General features: G+C 65.1%; 22 protein-coding genes. 9 read left to right on the forward strand and 13 right to left on the reverse strand.

Going from position 1 to position 15875, the window contains the following annotated elements; translation table 11 throughout:
* Positions 1-691: 691 nt before the first annotated feature.
* The 7 genes from AB0C28_RS55575 to AB0C28_RS55605 form a co-directional block, all read right to left on the reverse strand.
* Positions 692-2056 carry a tyrosine-type recombinase/integrase gene (locus AB0C28_RS55575; RefSeq protein ID WP_358085527.1) on the reverse strand — a complete coding sequence of 455 codons (1365 nt, stop codon included), beginning with the start codon at positions 2054-2056 and terminating at the stop codon, positions 692-694.
* Positions 2053-2244 (reverse strand): helix-turn-helix domain-containing protein, encoded by a 192-nt coding sequence (locus tag AB0C28_RS55580; RefSeq protein WP_358085530.1) that lies wholly within the window; start codon positions 2242-2244, stop codon positions 2053-2055. Before AB0C28_RS55580 ends, AB0C28_RS55575 begins: the two co-directional genes overlap by 4 nt.
* Positions 2241-3623, reverse strand: coding sequence for a replication initiator (locus AB0C28_RS55585; protein WP_358085532.1), 1383 nt, complete (start codon positions 3621-3623; stop codon positions 2241-2243). Before AB0C28_RS55585 ends, AB0C28_RS55580 begins: the two co-directional genes overlap by 4 nt.
* A 216-nt stretch (positions 3624-3839) precedes the next feature.
* A complete protein-coding gene (locus AB0C28_RS55590; protein ID WP_358085535.1) occupies positions 3840-4001 on the reverse strand; it encodes a hypothetical protein in 162 nt (53 codons plus the stop codon).
* A gap of 18 nt (positions 4002-4019) precedes the next feature.
* Positions 4020-4364 (reverse strand): hypothetical protein, encoded by a 345-nt coding sequence (locus AB0C28_RS55595; protein WP_358085538.1) that lies wholly within the window; start codon positions 4362-4364, stop codon positions 4020-4022.
* 20 nt (positions 4365-4384) lie between these two features.
* Positions 4385-5047: a DUF2637 domain-containing protein gene (locus tag AB0C28_RS55600; protein WP_358085540.1), complete on the reverse strand. Its 663-nt coding sequence runs from the start codon at positions 5045-5047 to the stop codon at positions 4385-4387.
* Between the two features lie 21 nt (positions 5048-5068).
* Entirely contained in the window at positions 5069-6181 is a 1113-nt protein-coding gene (locus AB0C28_RS55605; protein WP_358085542.1) for an FtsK/SpoIIIE domain-containing protein, read from the reverse strand.
* 57 nt (positions 6182-6238) lie between these two features.
* On the opposite strand from AB0C28_RS55605, the gene AB0C28_RS55610 reads away from it, so the two are divergent.
* On the forward strand, positions 6239-6604 hold the full coding sequence (locus AB0C28_RS55610; RefSeq protein WP_358085545.1) for a winged helix-turn-helix domain-containing protein: 366 nt from the start codon (positions 6239-6241) through the stop codon (positions 6602-6604).
* Here the strand turns inward: AB0C28_RS55610 and AB0C28_RS55615 are convergent.
* Positions 6564-6755 (reverse strand): hypothetical protein, encoded by a 192-nt coding sequence (locus AB0C28_RS55615; protein ID WP_358085548.1) that lies wholly within the window; start codon positions 6753-6755, stop codon positions 6564-6566. The genes AB0C28_RS55610 and AB0C28_RS55615 overlap by 41 nt on opposite strands.
* Positions 6752-6958, reverse strand: coding sequence for a hypothetical protein (locus AB0C28_RS55620; RefSeq protein ID WP_358085550.1), 207 nt, complete (start codon positions 6956-6958; stop codon positions 6752-6754). The genes AB0C28_RS55615 and AB0C28_RS55620 overlap by 4 nt, the downstream gene beginning before the upstream one ends.
* Positions 6959-7109: 151 nt before the next feature.
* Here AB0C28_RS55620 and AB0C28_RS55625 point away from each other — a divergent pair, with 151 nt between their 5' ends.
* Genes AB0C28_RS55625 through AB0C28_RS55640 form a run of 4 tightly spaced genes read left to right on the forward strand, consistent with a single transcriptional unit; the run spans position 7110 to position 9126 of the window.
* Positions 7110-7850: a helix-turn-helix transcriptional regulator gene (locus AB0C28_RS55625; RefSeq protein ID WP_358085553.1), complete on the forward strand. Its 741-nt coding sequence runs from the start codon at positions 7110-7112 to the stop codon at positions 7848-7850.
* Between the two features lie 3 nt (positions 7851-7853).
* The gene (locus tag AB0C28_RS55630) at positions 7854-8330 is read left to right on the forward strand and encodes an NUDIX domain-containing protein (protein ID WP_358085556.1); all 477 of its coding nucleotides are present in this window, start codon (positions 7854-7856) and stop codon (positions 8328-8330) included.
* 31 nt (positions 8331-8361) lie between these two features.
* Positions 8362-8877 carry a hypothetical protein gene (locus AB0C28_RS55635; protein ID WP_358085559.1) on the forward strand — a complete coding sequence of 172 codons (516 nt, stop codon included), beginning with the start codon at positions 8362-8364 and terminating at the stop codon, positions 8875-8877.
* Between the two features lie 30 nt (positions 8878-8907).
* Positions 8908-9126, forward strand: a complete 219-nt coding sequence (locus AB0C28_RS55640; protein WP_358085562.1) for a hypothetical protein — start codon at positions 8908-8910, stop codon at positions 9124-9126.
* A gap of 128 nt (positions 9127-9254) precedes the next feature.
* On the opposite strand, the gene AB0C28_RS55645 is transcribed toward AB0C28_RS55640, so the two are convergent.
* Positions 9255-9416 carry a hypothetical protein gene (locus tag AB0C28_RS55645; protein WP_358085565.1) on the reverse strand — a complete coding sequence of 54 codons (162 nt, stop codon included), beginning with the start codon at positions 9414-9416 and terminating at the stop codon, positions 9255-9257.
* Positions 9417-9666: 250 nt separating this feature from the next.
* Between AB0C28_RS55645 and AB0C28_RS55650 the strand changes: the two genes are divergently transcribed.
* The 3 genes from AB0C28_RS55650 to AB0C28_RS55660 all read left to right on the forward strand — a co-directional run bounded on the left by AB0C28_RS55650 (position 9667) and on the right by AB0C28_RS55660 (position 12707).
* On the forward strand, positions 9667-10530 hold the full coding sequence (locus tag AB0C28_RS55650) for a hypothetical protein (protein ID WP_358085567.1): 864 nt from the start codon (positions 9667-9669) through the stop codon (positions 10528-10530).
* 990 nt (positions 10531-11520) lie between these two features.
* On the forward strand, positions 11521-12273 hold the full coding sequence (locus AB0C28_RS55655; RefSeq protein WP_358085569.1) for an endonuclease/exonuclease/phosphatase family protein: 753 nt from the start codon (positions 11521-11523) through the stop codon (positions 12271-12273).
* Positions 12274-12584: 311 nt separating this feature from the next.
* Positions 12585-12707, forward strand: coding sequence for a hypothetical protein (locus AB0C28_RS55660; protein WP_358085572.1), 123 nt, complete (start codon positions 12585-12587; stop codon positions 12705-12707).
* A gap of 375 nt (positions 12708-13082) precedes the next feature.
* Here AB0C28_RS55660 and AB0C28_RS55665 read toward each other — a convergent pair whose 3' ends face one another.
* Genes AB0C28_RS55665 through AB0C28_RS55675 form a run of 3 tightly spaced genes read right to left on the reverse strand, consistent with a single transcriptional unit; the run spans position 13083 to position 14531 of the window.
* A complete protein-coding gene (locus tag AB0C28_RS55665; protein ID WP_358085575.1) occupies positions 13083-13661 on the reverse strand; it encodes an HD domain-containing protein in 579 nt (192 codons plus the stop codon).
* Between the two features lie 49 nt (positions 13662-13710).
* Positions 13711-14175 (reverse strand): GntR family transcriptional regulator, encoded by a 465-nt coding sequence (locus AB0C28_RS55670; RefSeq protein WP_358085577.1) that lies wholly within the window; start codon positions 14173-14175, stop codon positions 13711-13713.
* A gap of 11 nt (positions 14176-14186) precedes the next feature.
* Positions 14187-14531: a hypothetical protein gene (locus tag AB0C28_RS55675; protein WP_358085579.1), complete on the reverse strand. Its 345-nt coding sequence runs from the start codon at positions 14529-14531 to the stop codon at positions 14187-14189.
* A 145-nt stretch (positions 14532-14676) separates the two neighbouring features.
* Between AB0C28_RS55675 and AB0C28_RS55680 the strand changes: the two genes are divergently transcribed.
* Positions 14677-15411 (forward strand): XRE family transcriptional regulator, encoded by a 735-nt coding sequence (locus AB0C28_RS55680; protein WP_358085582.1) that lies wholly within the window; start codon positions 14677-14679, stop codon positions 15409-15411.
* Positions 15412-15875: the final 464 nt, after the last annotated feature.

Consider the following 15875-nt stretch of genomic DNA (forward strand, 5'->3'; position numbering starts at 1 on the left):
TCCCAGCACAGCAGACCCCACCGACCGGCGGTAACGCTACAAATCCATACGATCACATAGCGACATCACAGGCATATGCTCGCGGAACGCACTCTCAGGACGCCTCCGCGGCGCATCGAGGGCCGTTGATCCATGACGGTTCCCCGGCGATATCGCCTCGTCCTCCGACGCCTTGGGACGTGAGCTGGGCGTCGCCGAGGGGGAAGGCGTCCGAGGCGTGGGCGTGGATGGCAAGGGCGAGGTGAGCACGGCCGACCGTTCGGCAACGCTTAGCCGAGGCGTCGACGTCGGGGCGGCATTCGTTCGGGGTGAGACACCGTCAGTGCCCCACGTACTTGACCAGATGCCGAAGCCTACGCAGACCAGGAGGCTGGCGATAAGCGCCGGCCGAGCCAGGCGATCCCAGTTTCGCATGGTCGACGACTGTGGCGGGGCGGGGAGCGAGTACGTTCGCCAGGCGAGGGAGTCGGACGCGGCGAAGCGCCGAGACTGGTCCCGCAGCGGGCGGACCTCTCGGGATGGCGGGGCGGGGTGGTAGTGCTCTTCGTGCATGGTCCTCCTCTCTCTTGCTGCGCGTGTATGTCAGCGTGGCGCAGCGTGTCAGCGTTTGGCCGGAACGACGCGGGATCGCGAGCAGCGCGATGTGAATCGGCCCTCGGTTGGACCAGGACCGAAGGTGGATAAGCGTGAGCTATGTGTCCAAGGCGTTGTTGATCTTGCCGTTGATGTGATCTTGCTGGCCGTCGATGCACTTGGCGTACACCCGCAGCAGGACGTCAACGCTGTGACCGGCGCGTTTGGCAACCTCGGGGGCCGGGACGCCCGCGTTCAGCCAAAGTGAAACCGCCGCGTGGCGCAGGTCGTACGGCCTGGCGGCCAGCGACGAGGCGACCTGTTCCGGGGTGAGCGCGAGTTTGCGGGCCTCCTGCCAGACGTAGGAGTAGGCCGAGCTGGAGTAGGAGCCGCCGGTGCCGGTGCGGAAGATCCTGCCGTCCTTGGCCGTGCCGTACTCGGCGAGGTGCTCGCGGATAGTGGCGACCAGGACGGGCGGGATTGGGATCTCTCGCGTCTCGTTGTCCGCACGGTGCTTCAAACTGCGCGACTCGTGGGTTTCGCCGGAGTTGGTCCAGCGCTTCGTTCCCTGGGGTCGGGCCTTCTCCAGGACGATCAGGCCCCAGCCCGACTCCGGCAAGGTGCAGTTCCTCACCCGGAGGTCCGCCGCCTCCTCCGGCCGGAGTGCGGCGTAGTAGATGCAGGCGAACAGCGCCTTGAGTCGGGCACCACGCTTGCGGCCCACCTTGGGCACGGCGTCGAGAAGCTGACGTGCCTGGAGCGGATTGACTACCGTGCGCGGGTCGATGACCGTCACGGCCTTGGGCGCCGTCCATTTGATCTCGTCGAGCGGGTTGCTGCTGAACACCTTCTGCTCTACTGCGTGCTCCAGGAGGTGATGCAGGATGGCGCGTTTGCGCCGTACCGTGTTCGCTCCTGCCGGGGCACCGGCGAAGGTGATCGAGATAGCGTCGAGAGCGGCCCGAAGGACGTGCGCCTCTCCCAGCGCCGACAGTGGAAGAGATGCCCTCTCCAGCCAGCTCAACGCCGCCGCTTGCGTCGTAGTCAGGTCGGTGCGCCTGTTCTCCGGGAGGAGAACGTGTATCCGGAGGACCTCCCGGAGTTCCTCAGCGGAGGGAGAGCGGGGCACGCCGGCCACTAGGGCAGGGACCAGCGTCAGGAGCGCGTACGCATCCGTCTCACGGGTCCGGGCTGCCGAGGTATTCCAACGCCCGAGCACGTGCTTCTGGGCGAACTCCAGGAACGACGGGCCGGAAGCTGAGGGGGCGAGCATCGACACCGGCAGGCCGGTGGCAACGTCGAACTCCTCCCCTACCTTGGTCGCCTGCCGCAGGTCAGACATGAAGGCGTTGGCAAGTCCCCTGGTCCGGAAGCTCTTCGACTTCTGCTTGCCGGCAGCCCGCCAGCGGGCGATGTAGACGGAGGCGCCGCGGTTGGAGCGCTGCTGGATCTGGCCGAGCTTCACGTCGTAGGTGGTCTTCACTTGGCCTCCCGTCGCGAGTCGAGCCAGGCCATGAGGTCGCTCCGCCAGACGCGGAGTTCGAGGTTGGGCAACTGGATGCAGACCGGCGCACGGCCGAGCTCGCGCCAGCGGTAGAAGGTGCGACGGGAGACCCCGCCCAGCGCGGCGAGGACCTCTGAAACGGTCAGCAGTTCGTCACGGCGGCTCATCGGGCACCACCCGCCATGTCTCGGATGCGAGTCCCCGCTATTGCGGCGGCGATGATCTGGTCTCCGACGCTGTAGCCCTTGCCTGCGTAGGTCCATTCGCTGATGACGAGGATCGTGTCCTCCTCGAAGAGCGGCAGGCGGCCTGTGGTGATCTCGTGGTCGCGGGCGTGGTGTTCGCGGGCGGCGCGGAGTGCGCCGAGGGTGGTGGAGTAGTGGCGGGATCGGGTGGAGAAGTGGCCGCGGAAGCCGAGCATGTGGGCCCAATTGGCGAGGCGCAGTTCGGCCAGGTCCTCGATGGTGGCGAGGCGGAGGCATTCGGCGATCACGCGTTTGGGGTGTTCACGGAGGTTGAAGGCGTCGAGGTTGTCGAGGGGGTTGATGCGGCGGTCAAGGGTGCCGACGCATTCGGCTGCCTTCGTTGCGTATTTCGCGATGTAGCGGGCGACGGCCTGTTCGGTGAGGTCGCCGTTCAGAGTGATGGGGCGGATGTCGAATTGAGTCCCCCGCTTGAGGAGCCGGGCGGGTTGGTCATCGATAGCGGGCACGAGGGCGCTGACGACGTGAGCGGCGTGCCGTACAGCGTGGGTCAGGGCATCGGCAGTGGCCCATGAAGGAGGTGGCGCGGCAGGACCGCCGGGGCCGTCGAGCCGGATGACGGCGTGGAAGTGGACGACGCCGCGGCGCTGATACTCCGCGACCTTGGCGAAGGAGACGGTGAGGTGTTCGCGGAGGTCCTTGAGGGTCAGCCCGCCGAGCTTGGCCAGGCGGCGGCGAAGGGAATCGGCGAAACGCTTCCACAGCAGCGGCGCCAGGGCGTTGAACAGAACCGAGCCGGTGTAGTCGTAGCAGTCCGGGCACAGTGGCTCGCCGAGATGGGGATCGTCCAGGCAATGCTTGGCGGTGCAGGACATGACGCGCCCGTGTGGGCAGGTTTCGGCGTCGCGGCGAGCGTGGCAAGGCGAGACCTTGCCGTTCTTCTCACACCGTGAATGTACCGTTCCAAAGCTCGGTGCGGTAAGGGTGACGAACAGCGTGGGATGAGCGGTGACGCTCTCCGGCACCCCCTTGCCACCGATCAGGCCTGCCCGGATCAGGTGGTAAGTGTCGGCGCGGTAGATCTCCGCGCAGGCCGGACAGCGGGAGGCGCGGCGGGTCTTGCAGGGCAGGCGGAGAATCCCATCGGGCTCGTTGCGGGTGGTGTAGCAGTGCAGGAGCCGGCCCGTGCCGCGGTCGTAGTGTTCGACCTTGCCGCGCAGGTGGATGGGCTGGCGGCAGCCGCCGGTGGCGCGGATCTGGGCGGCCCACCGGTCGTAGTCCGGGGCGTTGAGTCGGGCGATCACGCCCGCAAGGGCGTGCGGGTTGGTGGTGCATGCAGGCAAGATGGAAGCCTCCTTTCACTCGTTCGGGTGAGGGGATGGCCCTCGACCTGGCAGTCGTCTTGGCGGATGTGCGGCCAGGCCGGGGGCGCTGCGCGTTAAGCGCCGTGGTTGTCGATGCCGCTGCCGTCGCAGTCTCGGCAGCGGTTGCGGTCGTCGTCGAGGCCGGTTCCGGTGCAGGTGCAGCAGCGATAGTGGATGACGTCGATCAAGGGCTGTTCACCTCCTTTGGCGCGGTGTGGTGGTGAGGTAGATGCGCCAGTGGGAGGGCTTGGCTCGGTCTGGGTAGAGCCGTGAGACACCGGTGACGGTGAAGTTCAGGCGCAGGCGGAACAGGGCGTCGATGACTTCGGCACGGGTATCGTCGAGGCGAATGCGCATGGTCGCTTTCCCTGCTGGTCAGGTGACGGGTGCCGGGTCGGGCTGAATGCAGCCGGTGTAGCTTCTTTCGGCTGCATGGAGGGCCCGCGCCGCGGTGAGGACGGCCACGGCTCGGTACTCCACCGGCCCGAAGCAGACCGAGGTGACGTAGTGGCCGTACTGGGAGTCCTCGAACTCGATGAGAGAGCCGACGTGTGCGGCGATCTGGTCGATCTCGGCGCGCATGTCGTCGTCGTTGTCGTGCTCGGGGAAGTGGTGAACGGCGACGTGAGAGGAGGAGACGGGCACCTCGGGGTGAGCCTCCAGGAAGGCGGCCAGGTCGAGCAGGCCGTTGATGAGGTCAGTGCGGCGGTTGCAGGTCATGGGGTGATCTCCCTTCTGTGTTAGGCGGTGCGCAGCGTCCGGAGCAGGTCCGAGGCGAGTTGGTTCGACACGCCCAGGTGGGCGCGTAGGGCGTCGCGGGTGATGGGCTTGCCGTGCTTGGTCTGGTGTTCGTCGGCGACCCGGCGTGCGTAGTCGACGAGTGCCGGCGCGGGACCGTCCTCCTGGTCGTCCTGGCGGTCGTCCTCGTCCTGCTCGTCGGTGGGGACGAGTTCTGGGATGGCGGACGGTGTCGGGACGGGCGAGGACGAGACCTCCGGGATCTCCGTTGTTTCGGGGCGGGCGTGGGATACGCGGCGTTCGAGCATCGAGACGGCGAGCAGGAAGGCGCCCGCGGGGGTGGCGGCGGTGATCCAGCCCCAGACGGTTGGGGCGGCTTGGGCGAGGTTGGCAGACAGGGACAGGACGATTCCGCCGACCAGGACCAGGACGGGCCACGAGGCGAGGCCTCGTCGGCCTCTTCCGGTCTTCTTGTCACGTTGGCGTTCGCGGGCGGCCATGACGCAGGTCAGGTCGATGCAGACGGCGACGGCCCAGGACATCCAGCCGGTCTGGCCGTGCTCGGCGGCGGTGTCGCGGATGTGGGTGAACGATCCGGCACCGGCGATGACGGCCAGCACGAGAACCGGGCCGGAGTCGAGCAGCCAGCAGGCCAAGCGTCGCATCGTTGCCCTCCCTTCGGACTCTCAGGCGTTGACGGGGTTGGATAGGTGGCTGGTGATGTCGTCCCAAGACGGGGCGAGGTGGGCGTGGGTGCGGGCGGCGTGTTCGGCGGTCTGCTCGGTGACGTAGAAGGAGCGGCCGCGGTACCACTGGCCGTCCTGGCCGGCGACGATGGCGACGCCGGGTGTCTCGGCGGGGATGGCGCGGGCGGAGACCAGGGCGGCCGGGTCGAGGTCGCCGAGGGTCATGGTGGCGGTCTCCGGGTCGTTGACTCGATGACAGATCCGCCCCGAGCACTGGGCTCGGAGTGCGGTGACGCCCGGTCCGAGGTCGGAGCCGATGCGTTGACCGCAGCAGAACAGATAGATGCCGAACGCCCGCCCGAGCTGGGCCACCCGTAGCAGAGCGGTCGAGGACTTGACGATCTCGTCCTTCTCGCTCTTGTCGGCCATCAGGTACAGCTCGGCCAACTCGTCAACCAGGACCACGATCGGAACCGGCCGGATGCCGGGCGGGAGCTGCCAGATGTTGCGGGCAGCAGCCTGACGGCACAGCCCCATCCGGTCGACCATCAGGCCGACAAGGTCCTCCAGCAGCGTGACCGACTCGGCGCGTGAGGTGGCCAGCGCGGACAGGCGCGGGCTATAGGGCGTGAACTCGACTCCGCCTTTGAGGTCGAAGCCGACCAGTGCCAGCTCTTGCGGTGCAAGGCCAACGATGAGGGCGTTCGCGAGGTTGGATTTGCCGGACTGAGTTGCGCCTGCGTTCAGCCAGTGGGGCACAGTCCGGAAGTCGATGGTCCACGACTTGCCGTTCTCCAGCCGTCCCACGGTGACCTTGAGCAGTTCCGTCGAGGCGGGCAGGGTATCGACCTTGACCAGCGGATCTCGCATGGTGGCCATCAGCACCACCCGCCCAGGGCTGGGCGAGGAGGCGCGGATGGCGTGCACGCCCCAGGAGTGCGCGAGCGGTTCGGCGGCGTCGGCGTAGTCGCCTGGTGTCTGGCCTTCCAGGGTGTGCAGGGTGACGCGCCAGCCGTGCCGGGTCGGCTTCGGCAGCCACATGAACGGCTTGGTGTCCACCGCGATGCGCTGGAACCGGCGTTTGACCCGCACGATGCCCGTGGAGGCGACCATGCCCGGCACGGTGGTGAACCAGAAGCGTTGCCGCTTCTCGTGGTGTGATGGACTGCGATGGTCGAGAACACCGGGCGCCCCGGCTACCTGCAGATCGCCGACGATCTCCGTACGCAGATCCGCGGCGGCTCTCTCGCGCCCGGCACTCCGCTGCCGTCAACCGCCCAACTCGCCGAGCAGTACGACGCTTCGTTGTCGGTGGTGAAGATGGCCGTCGGCATCCTCCGCAATGAGGGCCTGGTGATCGGCCAGCAGGGCAAGGGAGTGTTCGTCCGCGACACCGACCAGGCACCCGCGGCCGACCTGGCGAGCGAGGTGACCGAGCTGCGCTCCGCCGTCCAAGATCTGTCGGCACGGCTGGCCAAGGTCGAAGAGCAGTTGGCTACGTCCACGACACGCCGTTCCGGACGTAGCAGCCGGTAACCTTCCGTGCCAGCGAGGCCGGCGCCCCGTTCGGGCGCTGATGCAGGCTCAGCGCCTTGTCCTCGCGGCGGATGCCGACCAGGACTATGATGTAGCCCACCAGCAGTGTGACGCCGAGGACTCCGGCGATGATCAGCGGGATCGTGGTCATGACCAGATCACCCCCGCCCCGGCCAGGCCGCGAGGAGCCCGCGGGGGACGGCGGGTTTCACCGCGCCGCTTGCTGCCCTTGCGCTTGGCGGCCTGCTTCTTGAGCCAGCGGTCCCGGGCCCGGCACTTGCGGCAGTTCCCCCGCCCTTCGTCGAGCAGGGCCCCACACTCGCAGGTGGGCTCGGGGTAGATGTCGTGATTCATGTTGATCACCTCTCCTTTCGGTCACTCCGGCGTTTCCTTGTGACACCGAGAATGCGACGGAGAGTTAGGACGAGATCACTACACGACGGGACATGTTCAAGACGTCCGGCCTACGATGGCCAGGTCCCCGGACGTCCCCGGAGCAGGTGACATGGCGAACGAACGGCTACGCGCTGCCCTCCTACAGAAGGGCGTGAGCATCACCGACCTGGCCAACGCGATCCAGGTCGACCCCAAAACAGTCGAACGATGGGTCACCAAGGGGCGTGCACCGTACCGAAAGCACAGATTTGCGGTGGCTTCCTACCTCGACACCGACGAGACCTACCTCTGGCCGGAGGCCCTGACCCGTGACCAGGTCGTGGCGGCCTCAGAGTCCGAGATCGTCACCGTCTACCCGCACCTCTGGGCCGTCCCAAGGGACGTGTGGGGACGACTGTTCGCGAGCGCGTCAGAAGAGATCGGCGTGCTTGTCTACAGCAGGTTGTTCCTCGCTGATGACACCGGCTTGGTGCGCATGTTCGGTGAGAAGGCCGACGCCGGGGTCCGCATACGCATCCTGTTGGGTGATCCGGACTGCACCGAGGTGGCCCAGCGTGGCAAGGACGAGGGCATCGACGACGGCATGGCCGCCAAGATCCGCAACGTCCTCGTCCTCTACCGACCCCTACAGGGACGCGAGAACATCGAGTTCCGGCTACATGCCACAGTCCTGTACAACTCGATCTATCGCGCCGACGATCAGTTCCTCATCAACACCCACGTCTACGGCGTCCCGGCTGGGAACGCGCCGGTCCTTCACCTACGCAAGGTCATCGGCGGCGACATGGTCGCCACCTACGCCGAAAGCTTCGAGCGCGTCTGGGACGGCGCACGACCGATAGGGTCCTAAGCCATGGCCAAGCGGATCGACTACTACGACGACCCCGACGCCCCAGCGCCCAACAGCCTGGTCCCGTCCGTGAACGTCATCGTCACCAACGCCGCGGACGAGATCCTGATGATCCGCCGCAGCGACAACGGCAACTGGGCCGTTCCCGGCGGGGCGATTGACCTCGGCGAGTCCATTCCGCAGGCCGCCATCCGGGAAACGCGCGAAGAGAGCGGCATCGTCTGCGAGATCACGGGCTTGGTCGGCACCTACAGCGACCCCCGGCACGTGATCCTCTACACCTCCAACGGCGAGGCCCGCCAGGAGTTCTCGATCGTCTTGACCGGCCAGGCGATCAGCGGCGAGCCGACGCCGAGCGACGAGTCCCGCGAGGTGTGCTGGATGCCCCGCGAGCAGGTCACCGAGTTGCAGATGGACCGGTCGATGCGGATGCGCATCGAGCACTATCTAGCCGGCACCGCTCTGCCGTACATCGGTTGATCTCCGCCGAAGCTCGAAAAGGTCCACCGCGATGACCATGCTGGTGCACATCACCGCGGCCAAGAACATCCGCTCAATACGACGCAGCGGCATCCGGGCAGTAAGCGGCGGGCACGACGGACCAGGCGTCTATTGCCTGCCGGTGCTCCCCTCTTACCAGACCACGCATCAGTGGGTGCGCGAGCTGCGGCGAGGCGGTCAACGGACGCTCATCGCCGTGCACTTCAGGGTCCCCGACAACGAACAGGTGCAGGTCGGCCACTACAACCGCTTCCCCGCCCACCTGAGCAGCGCCGAAGCCGCCGCGCTGATCGCGGCCCAGCCGGACCCGCGCGGGTACGAAGTCTTCATTCCACGCCCCATCAAAGCCGGCGAGATCCACCGAATCCGCAAAGTGAACCCGCTGACCGGCTGGCGCTACATGCCCGGCGCCCACGGAACGCCGCCATGTGCCTGCCCGATCTGCATCCTGCGCGGCCAGTACGGCGCAGCCAAGATACGGGCGGCATTCGGCGACCCCGGCGGCGAAGAGGTCTCACCGAAATGAGCATCCGTCGTCTGGGTGCCCGTAGAGTGAATGATCATCTTGCTGCGACCAGTGAAGGGGACCATGTTCCAAGAGCGGCTCGCGAAGTTCTCCCACGAGCGTCTGCCCGGCCGTCCGATCCCTGATGACCTGCGCACGATGCTGGTGGCGCAGTGGGAGGGCCGTACCGACTTCCGTGACGTTTTCGGCATCGTCTTTCTGGAACCCGGGCAGCCGCATCCACTGCTCGACATCAGCTACACAGATTGAATTCGTAGAGTCGGTCATGGGTTTGCCGGGGTGTCGAGGGTGAGCCGTCTGGCCGAGACATCCGGCGAACAGGTGAGGCCGGTACTGGATCTTCTTGAGCTTGCGTTTGACGAGCCGGACGAGTCCGGTCAGGTCGTCGACGACGAAGTTGGCCAGGGATCGACGCCGGAGCGACCAGACGCCTCGGCGGGGTTCGCTCGGGGGCGTAGGTTCGGGAACTGGATGATGCGTAACCAGTCGGCGTGCTCGGCGGCAAACACGGCCAGTTGGCCGACCAGGCGCACGTTCAAGTTGTCCCAGTACCAGACCCAGCGGCGCGTTCAAATGCTGGTGAGTGGCCACGATCAAGTCCTGGTAGTCGGACCAGGAGAACGACTTGGGCTCACCCTTGCGCCGCCAGTAGACGTGCAGGCCGTAGAAGAGATTGGGCCGCTCGCCAGGCCGATGCAGACGACCGCGGCCATGTCCACCCGACCGAACCTCTTAAGTATTCGGCCATTTACCGCTTCTGACGTCAGCGTCAGAATCTAGAATTTCTTCGTGAGTGATGCTCAGCAGAACAACCCGATCGACGAACTCTGGGCCAAATGGGACGCCCTATACCAGAAGCATGGTAGACCCGGCCCCGCTAAAATCGCCCATTGGACCTCAATCCCAGGCAATGCCCCCAAAAGGCTTAAAGAGAGCACAATTAGAGGGTGGATCTCGCCACCCAAACTGGGCAAACCGCCCCGGACAACGGTACCTGCATGGCAAGACGAATTCCGCGTGCTGCTGATGTACCTGGACAGTCTTCCCCCTCCTCCCGGCCAGCCATCCGGGGCGACGCCAGAGGCAGACAAGCCCCTCTGGCTTGACGCATGGCACCAAGCTAATAACTACAAGAAAAACGGCGAACCTGACCGTGGAGATGGTCCCAGTCCTCCGGATAGCGAACCCACTCCGGCACAGCGCCTATGGAGGCTCTTTGGGGAGATGGAGCGAAAAAAATTAGTTGCGATCACGGCGCTTCTAGCCGTCGTCGCCGGTGGAGTTATTTTCTGGCTGCTTAACAGGTCGGGAGAAAGTCAACAACCGAGCGCGGCTGGGATGCTGGAGACTCCGGCCAGGCACTTCCCATCGTCGGAAACTACTTCCAGTCCCCAATCAGGCTCCACCGCCGTCCAGCTCTGTGCCTACGTCACGACCGAAAAACCCGCCCCGGTCTATCCACAACCCGACATGCATAGCGAGCCAGTCAAGTACAAATACAAGACCAACCGCATTGTGATTCTTAATCAGCCGCACCCTGAAGGATGGCTTGTGGTAAAGACGCCCCAAAATCCGCCTGGCGCGAACTGGATGCGGGCAACAGCCCTGACTACCCCCACTCCCTGCACGAGTCCGCCGCCAGGAGAGCGGTGAGTTCATCTGGCCGACGTGGACCTCCAGAGCCGGTCTGAGCCTCAGGTGGCCTTGGATCGGTCTCGGCATCCCGTGGCTCCGAAAAGCGGACCTGGGCGACAACCCCGCGGGACCATGTCGTCCTCCGGCGCGAGTCGCGGCGATTCGCGGACTTCCGCGCTGCCTCGCGGGTATTCGCACAACTGAATCTGGCTGACTGCTTCACAACGCTGTACTCGGTCAACATGCTGGGCTTCGTCGCACCAAGGACGGCCAGCGGGCAAACGTTGAGAGTGCCTTCTGGCCGCAATTACTGGGAGAGAGGTCTAGTGACAATTCCTAAAACGTTCCTCCGGCGGGCTACGGTGATCACCGGCGTGGCCGCCGTAGGGATGCTCGCCTTGGTAGGCGCCAGTAGCGTTAGCCCATCAGACGCCAGTGCCAACCCGCTCAGCATCAGCGCCGCAAGCCAGTCTCGCGTTGCCGCGGCTCGGGCTCTGCCGAGCTGCGAAGAGTTCTGGCAGCACAGCGGCCACACGACCAGGGTGCGCTGGTATCACTGCCATCCGACCAGCGACCCCTACGTTAAGCGGGTGCACGTCTGCGGCGTGAGCGGCACCCTTCACGGCATCAGCGTGGCGCTGTTTCCCGATGGCGTCTGGCTGACGGCCAACCACCGCCACGATGTAGGCGGTGAGGGCTGCTGAGCAGACACGCGTAAGGCCTTGGGGCCTGCCCACTCTTTAGGCAGGCCCCAGGGAGTAAACAGGTCTCGATGCATTGAAATGTCGCTGCACTGTCGATTGCTGAGCACTAGTTATCGCCACCACGACACCCTTCAGGAGATGACAGCATATGAACCGGATACGCAGATTCGCTATCTCGGCACTCGGGCTTATAGCATCTGCCACACTGCTAGAGACGAGTGGTCCTGATCCCGCAAAGTATGTCAGCAACACTACTGCACTCACGGCCAGCGCGACTACTCAAAGATCTGTTCCGCTACGGGTGATGACGTTCAACCCGGATGAGAAGGGTGATGCTGACGGCATCGCGAATGTAATCACCGACGCTGTCGGCGATTCTGCTGGAATCGCCGGCGTTGCCGGTCTGCAGGAGCTGTGCAAAGATGAACGGAACAAAGTCATCGAAGGGCTACGCGGCAAGTCCGACAGAACGTGGCACTCCGTTTACATGCTCAATGACCGCGGCGGAGGGCGCCCTCCATGGGTCTGCGAGAACGGCAACGCGATCGTAACTACACAACCCCTCCGCGGAATCGGTCTAGTGCCATTTCATGCGCAATCTGACGATGACCGCGATAACGATGAAACTCGCGGATATGTTCATGCGTCCATCCGCGTTCATGGTGTAGCGATTCGCGTATACTCAACCCATCTTACCGGCGGCGGAGAGCACCAAGCGGTACGCAGGAAACAAATCAATCAGTTGATCCGGGACATCAACCGTGAGAACTTTCGGGGCCCCCGAGTTGTTCTGGGCGACTTTAATGCCACACCGGAAGCTCCAGAAATGGCTCCACTGTATCGCCTCTTCAAGAACGTCGGCCCGGCCACTCCCACAACATCCTCTTCCATTGGCCCATGTCCCCCTCAGGGTGAGAGACCAGCGAAGATCGATCACATCTTCGTATCAAGATCAATCGAAGTCTCGGGTGCCTATGTACCCAGTCTGGCCGATGACGAGAATCCGTCCGATGGTCACTGCCCAGTTGTGGCAGATCTACGAGTCAGGCGAGAATAGTCGACCCAAGGCTGTTACGGCACGAATGTGCGCGCAGGCGGGATGAATCATAGATCATGTCCGGTTCCCCTTTCCGGACAGCATGAAGCCCCACCTCTTCGGAGGTGGGGCTTTTCTAGTTCATGTGACCCATCATCTCTGAACAACTATCCCTTACACAGATTGAATGCGTAGAGTCACTCGTCCGGATCATCAAGCGCAAGCTCAAGAAGATCCAATACCGACCACACCTGCTCACCGGATGTCTGGCCTAAACCGGGCTCACCCTCGACACCCCAGCAAACCCATGACCGACCTTACGAATTCAACTTGTGTACCTCAGCCAAGCCGAACGCGCCGACCCCGAGATGCAGACCATCAACGCCGCGTTCGCGGAGATGAGCAAGTACGTCAAGCTCGTCGCAGAAGGTGGCAAGGGCTGGATCGGCTACTGACTGCACCCCGACGAACCGGCGGACCGTCCCCCGCCCTTCATCGAGCTCGACACCGAGTCCACGTACTGGGGGCATGGCGGGCAGCACCCTGGCCGAAGCATGCGCCGCCGACCGCGTCCGATACGACAAGCCCGACGCACGGACGGCCTTCACCCTGCTTCGCCGAGCTTGGCCTACCCCTCAGCACGCACGACTACGACGCCCTCTACGACCCCGAGTACACGGTGGATCCAGAGGAACTCGCCGAAGAGCTCATCGAGACCGAGCGCGCACAACGCGGCCTCGCCTGAGTCCCGGAACGGAGCAGCCCCTCCCTCAACCGCACCCATCAGAGCCCATGACGACCAACACGAGACCGCGCCGCTGATCTTTCTGTTAGGGCTTCTCAATCCTCTCCGCCATCCGCCTCTCGATCTCTCGCACCGCCGTCAGGATGCAGGGTGTTGACGCGGTGATGGACCGGGACACCAGGTGTCCAGAGCCGTATCGCGAGTGGATCTCGGCCAGGCGATCGGCGACGTCGAGATGCCTTCCGTCCGGGCCGGTGGTCATATCGCAGTAGGTCAGCGCTTGGATCAGTGCCGGCCCCTCTTCGCCGAATTCCGCAGTGAGCTCGGCAAACAGCGAGCGTTCGAGAGCCTCATTGACGGCGCAGGAGTGGTGAGCGACCAGGCGGCACAACATGTCGTCGGCCTGGTGGACATTGCGGAGGTAGCGCGCGCCGTCGAGGGGATGGAAACCGGTCGAAACTAGATCGGGGGCGTATCCGATGTCGTGCAGGTAGGCGGCGGCGGTCAGCGTGTCGGCCTCGTCGCCAAGGATGGGCGCCAGGGACACGGCACGAGCGGCCACTCCTTGGGTGTGCGCCCAGCGCCGGGGAAGCGTCGCCTCTAGTAGGTCCTTGGCCAGGTCATGCGCCCATTCAGCTTGTCCCACGCTGTCCACGATAAGCATGAGATGCGCGGACTGTGCCAGTCTGCCCGCGAGGACGTCCCAGGACGTCTCACCCCATCACGAACCGGCCCCGCCCGTGCTCGGCCACCACCAGGCCCTCACGTTCCAGCACCGCGAGCGCCTGCCGCACGGTGTTACGCGAGGCCGCATAGCGATGCCGCAACGCCAGCTCACTCGGTACCGCCGCCCCCACAACCAACTCGCCGGACCGAATCCACTCGCGCAGTTCGTCTGCGATCCGCTGATAGCTGTACGGGGCTTGCGACAGCGGGACTGCAGCTGCCGTGACGATGCGCCCCTTGGACGGCACCGTCACGATCAGCCCCTCCTCCTCCAGGAGCGCCAGCCCGCGCCGCACCGTGTTCCGAGCAATCCTGAACTCCCGGCACAGCGCCGCTTCGGAAGGCAGCACACCGCCTGCCGCATACTCGCCTGCCACTATCCGCTCCCGCAGCCGATCGGCCAGCTGCGTGTAGACGCGCCCGCCCGTCAGCCACGCACGCTCGTCCGCCATGGCGAGCACCGTCAGGCGCGGTAGGCGTCGAAGATCCGGCTCAGGTCCATGCTGAGCTCGCCCTGCTCGCCCTCATGCCAGCCGTCCCGCACGGCCTGCTCGATCCGCTCGACCGCCACCGCCCGACGCAGACAGGTCACCCGCTCACCCTCCAGGTCGCCCCAGTAGAACCAACAGAACGCCACGTGGACGAAGACCCGGCGGGTACGGAACCGGCTGTCGGTCACGTCCAGGCCGGGCCGGCCATCCTCGGCCACCACCAGCACCGCGGTGACCTCCCGCTCGACCAGCTCTTCCCGCAAGGCGGTCAGCAACCGCTCAGCGTAGGCGCGTTGCTGTTCCTTCACGTTCTTCATGACCGAGGAGTCCTCTCGCCGTCACTTTCTGTGTACGTCGAGACTCGCCCGCATCGCGGAACCTCTACACCCCAACTCGGGGACGTCTAGGGACGACTCGTGTTAGCTTCGCAGGCAGAACAGCCCGTCCCGCCGGAGGTGCGCCGTGAACGACAACCTTCGCCACGCCCTCAACAACGCCCGCCTTCAGCCCGCAGACGTCGCCGCACACCTCGCCGTCGACCCCAAAACCGTGCACCGCTGGCTCAAAGGCCGCATCCCCTACCCACGCCACCGTTGGGCCGTCGCCGATCTCCTCCACGTTGACGAGGCCAATCTGTGGCCCGAAGCCAGCCAACAGCACCGCGTTATCTCCGACGAGGTAAGAGCCGTCTACCCACACCGCTGGGCCGTCCCTCAAGTCACCTGGAGGCAGCTCTTCCAGTCCGCGACCCGCGAGATCGGCATCCTCACCTACAGCGGCCTGTTCCTCGCCGAGGACACCGGCCTTATCCGCCTCCTGGCCGCCCAAGCCCGCGCCGGCGTGAATGTCCGCATCCTGCTCGGCGACCCCGACGCCCCCCAGGTGGCAACCCGCGGCGTCGACGAGGCCATCGGAGCATCCGTCATGGCCGCCCGGGTCAGAAACGCCCTCGCCCTGTACTGCCCTCTCCTCAGCATCGACAAGGCAGAGATCCGCCTCCACGGCACCGTGCTCTACAACTCCATCTATCGCGCAGACGACGACCTCCTGATCAATACCCACGCCTACGGCACCCCCGCAGCTCAGGCCCCAGTCATCCACCTACGAGCCACCGAACAGCCCGCCGCAGCAGCGACTTATCTGACCAGCTTCGAACGCGTCTGGGCTACCTCCACCCCATACGCAGACGCAGTCTGAACAGGCATGGCACCGGGTCCGCCAAGATCAGAAAGCAACTTGTCTACACGTGATCAAGGCGCGTGCCGCCTGCGGCGCCCCGCGCGCGTCGGGCGGTCGCTGGCCGCGCTGCGGCTCTCCGGCCGGTCGCGGCCACCGCCGCCCACGCACCATCAGCACCACAGCGAACAGTTGAACAATGCAGCGAGACGTATCACAGCTAGATGTCGGCCATACGGACGTGATGCACGCATCCAGCGGCTTGAAGCACTCAGCCACACGAAGATCTGCCGGACCGTACGAACGCCCATCCACTGACCAGGGTAGGGCCGCCCACATCGCCGAGCTTGCCTCCCTTGTGGCAATGCACCTGATCGCGCATGATTCTTGTCAGAGTGCGTTCCGCGAGCATATGCCTGTGATGTCGCTATGTGATCGTATGGATTTGTAGCGTTACCGCCGGTCGGTGGGGTCTGCTGTGCTGG

The sequence above is a fragment of the Nonomuraea sp. NPDC048892 genome (assembly GCF_040649735.1).
GTDB classification, from domain to species: domain Bacteria; phylum Actinomycetota; class Actinomycetes; order Streptosporangiales; family Streptosporangiaceae; genus Nonomuraea; species Nonomuraea maheshkhaliensis.

What these genes read in the sequence shown, in the direction of transcription:
- AB0C28_RS55670 (WP_358085577.1), bottom strand. Translation starts at nt 14,175, where the DNA reads ATGGCGGACGAGCGTGCGTGGCTGACGGGCGGGCGCGTCTACACGCAG.
- AB0C28_RS55655 (WP_358085569.1), top strand. Translation starts at nt 11,521, where the DNA reads ATGACGTTCAACCCGGATGAGAAGGGTGATGCTGACGGCATCGCGAAT.
- AB0C28_RS55665 (WP_358085575.1), bottom strand. Translation starts at nt 13,661, where the DNA reads ATGCTTATCGTGGACAGCGTGGGACAAGCTGAATGGGCGCATGACCTG.
- AB0C28_RS55610 (WP_358085545.1), top strand. Translation starts at nt 6,239, where the DNA reads ATGGTCGAGAACACCGGGCGCCCCGGCTACCTGCAGATCGCCGACGAT.
- AB0C28_RS55675 (WP_358085579.1), bottom strand. Translation starts at nt 14,531, where the DNA reads ATGAAGAACGTGAAGGAACAGCAACGCGCCTACGCTGAGCGGTTGCTG.
- AB0C28_RS55580 (WP_358085530.1), bottom strand. Translation starts at nt 2,244, where the DNA reads ATGAGCCGCCGTGACGAACTGCTGACCGTTTCAGAGGTCCTCGCCGCG.
- AB0C28_RS55630 (WP_358085556.1), top strand. Translation starts at nt 7,854, where the DNA reads ATGGCCAAGCGGATCGACTACTACGACGACCCCGACGCCCCAGCGCCC.
- AB0C28_RS55620 (WP_358085550.1), bottom strand. Translation starts at nt 6,958, where the DNA reads ATGAATCACGACATCTACCCCGAGCCCACCTGCGAGTGTGGGGCCCTG.
- AB0C28_RS55600 (WP_358085540.1), bottom strand. Translation starts at nt 5,047, where the DNA reads ATGCGACGCTTGGCCTGCTGGCTGCTCGACTCCGGCCCGGTTCTCGTG.
- AB0C28_RS55595 (WP_358085538.1), bottom strand. Translation starts at nt 4,364, where the DNA reads ATGACCTGCAACCGCCGCACTGACCTCATCAACGGCCTGCTCGACCTG.
- AB0C28_RS55635 (WP_358085559.1), top strand. Translation starts at nt 8,362, where the DNA reads ATGACCATGCTGGTGCACATCACCGCGGCCAAGAACATCCGCTCAATA.
- AB0C28_RS55640 (WP_358085562.1), top strand. Translation starts at nt 8,908, where the DNA reads ATGATCATCTTGCTGCGACCAGTGAAGGGGACCATGTTCCAAGAGCGG.
- AB0C28_RS55590 (WP_358085535.1), bottom strand. Translation starts at nt 4,001, where the DNA reads ATGCGCATTCGCCTCGACGATACCCGTGCCGAAGTCATCGACGCCCTG.
- AB0C28_RS55605 (WP_358085542.1), bottom strand. Translation starts at nt 6,181, where the DNA reads ATGGTCGCCTCCACGGGCATCGTGCGGGTCAAACGCCGGTTCCAGCGC.
- AB0C28_RS55615 (WP_358085548.1), bottom strand. Translation starts at nt 6,755, where the DNA reads ATGACCACGATCCCGCTGATCATCGCCGGAGTCCTCGGCGTCACACTG.
- AB0C28_RS55625 (WP_358085553.1), top strand. Translation starts at nt 7,110, where the DNA reads ATGGCGAACGAACGGCTACGCGCTGCCCTCCTACAGAAGGGCGTGAGC.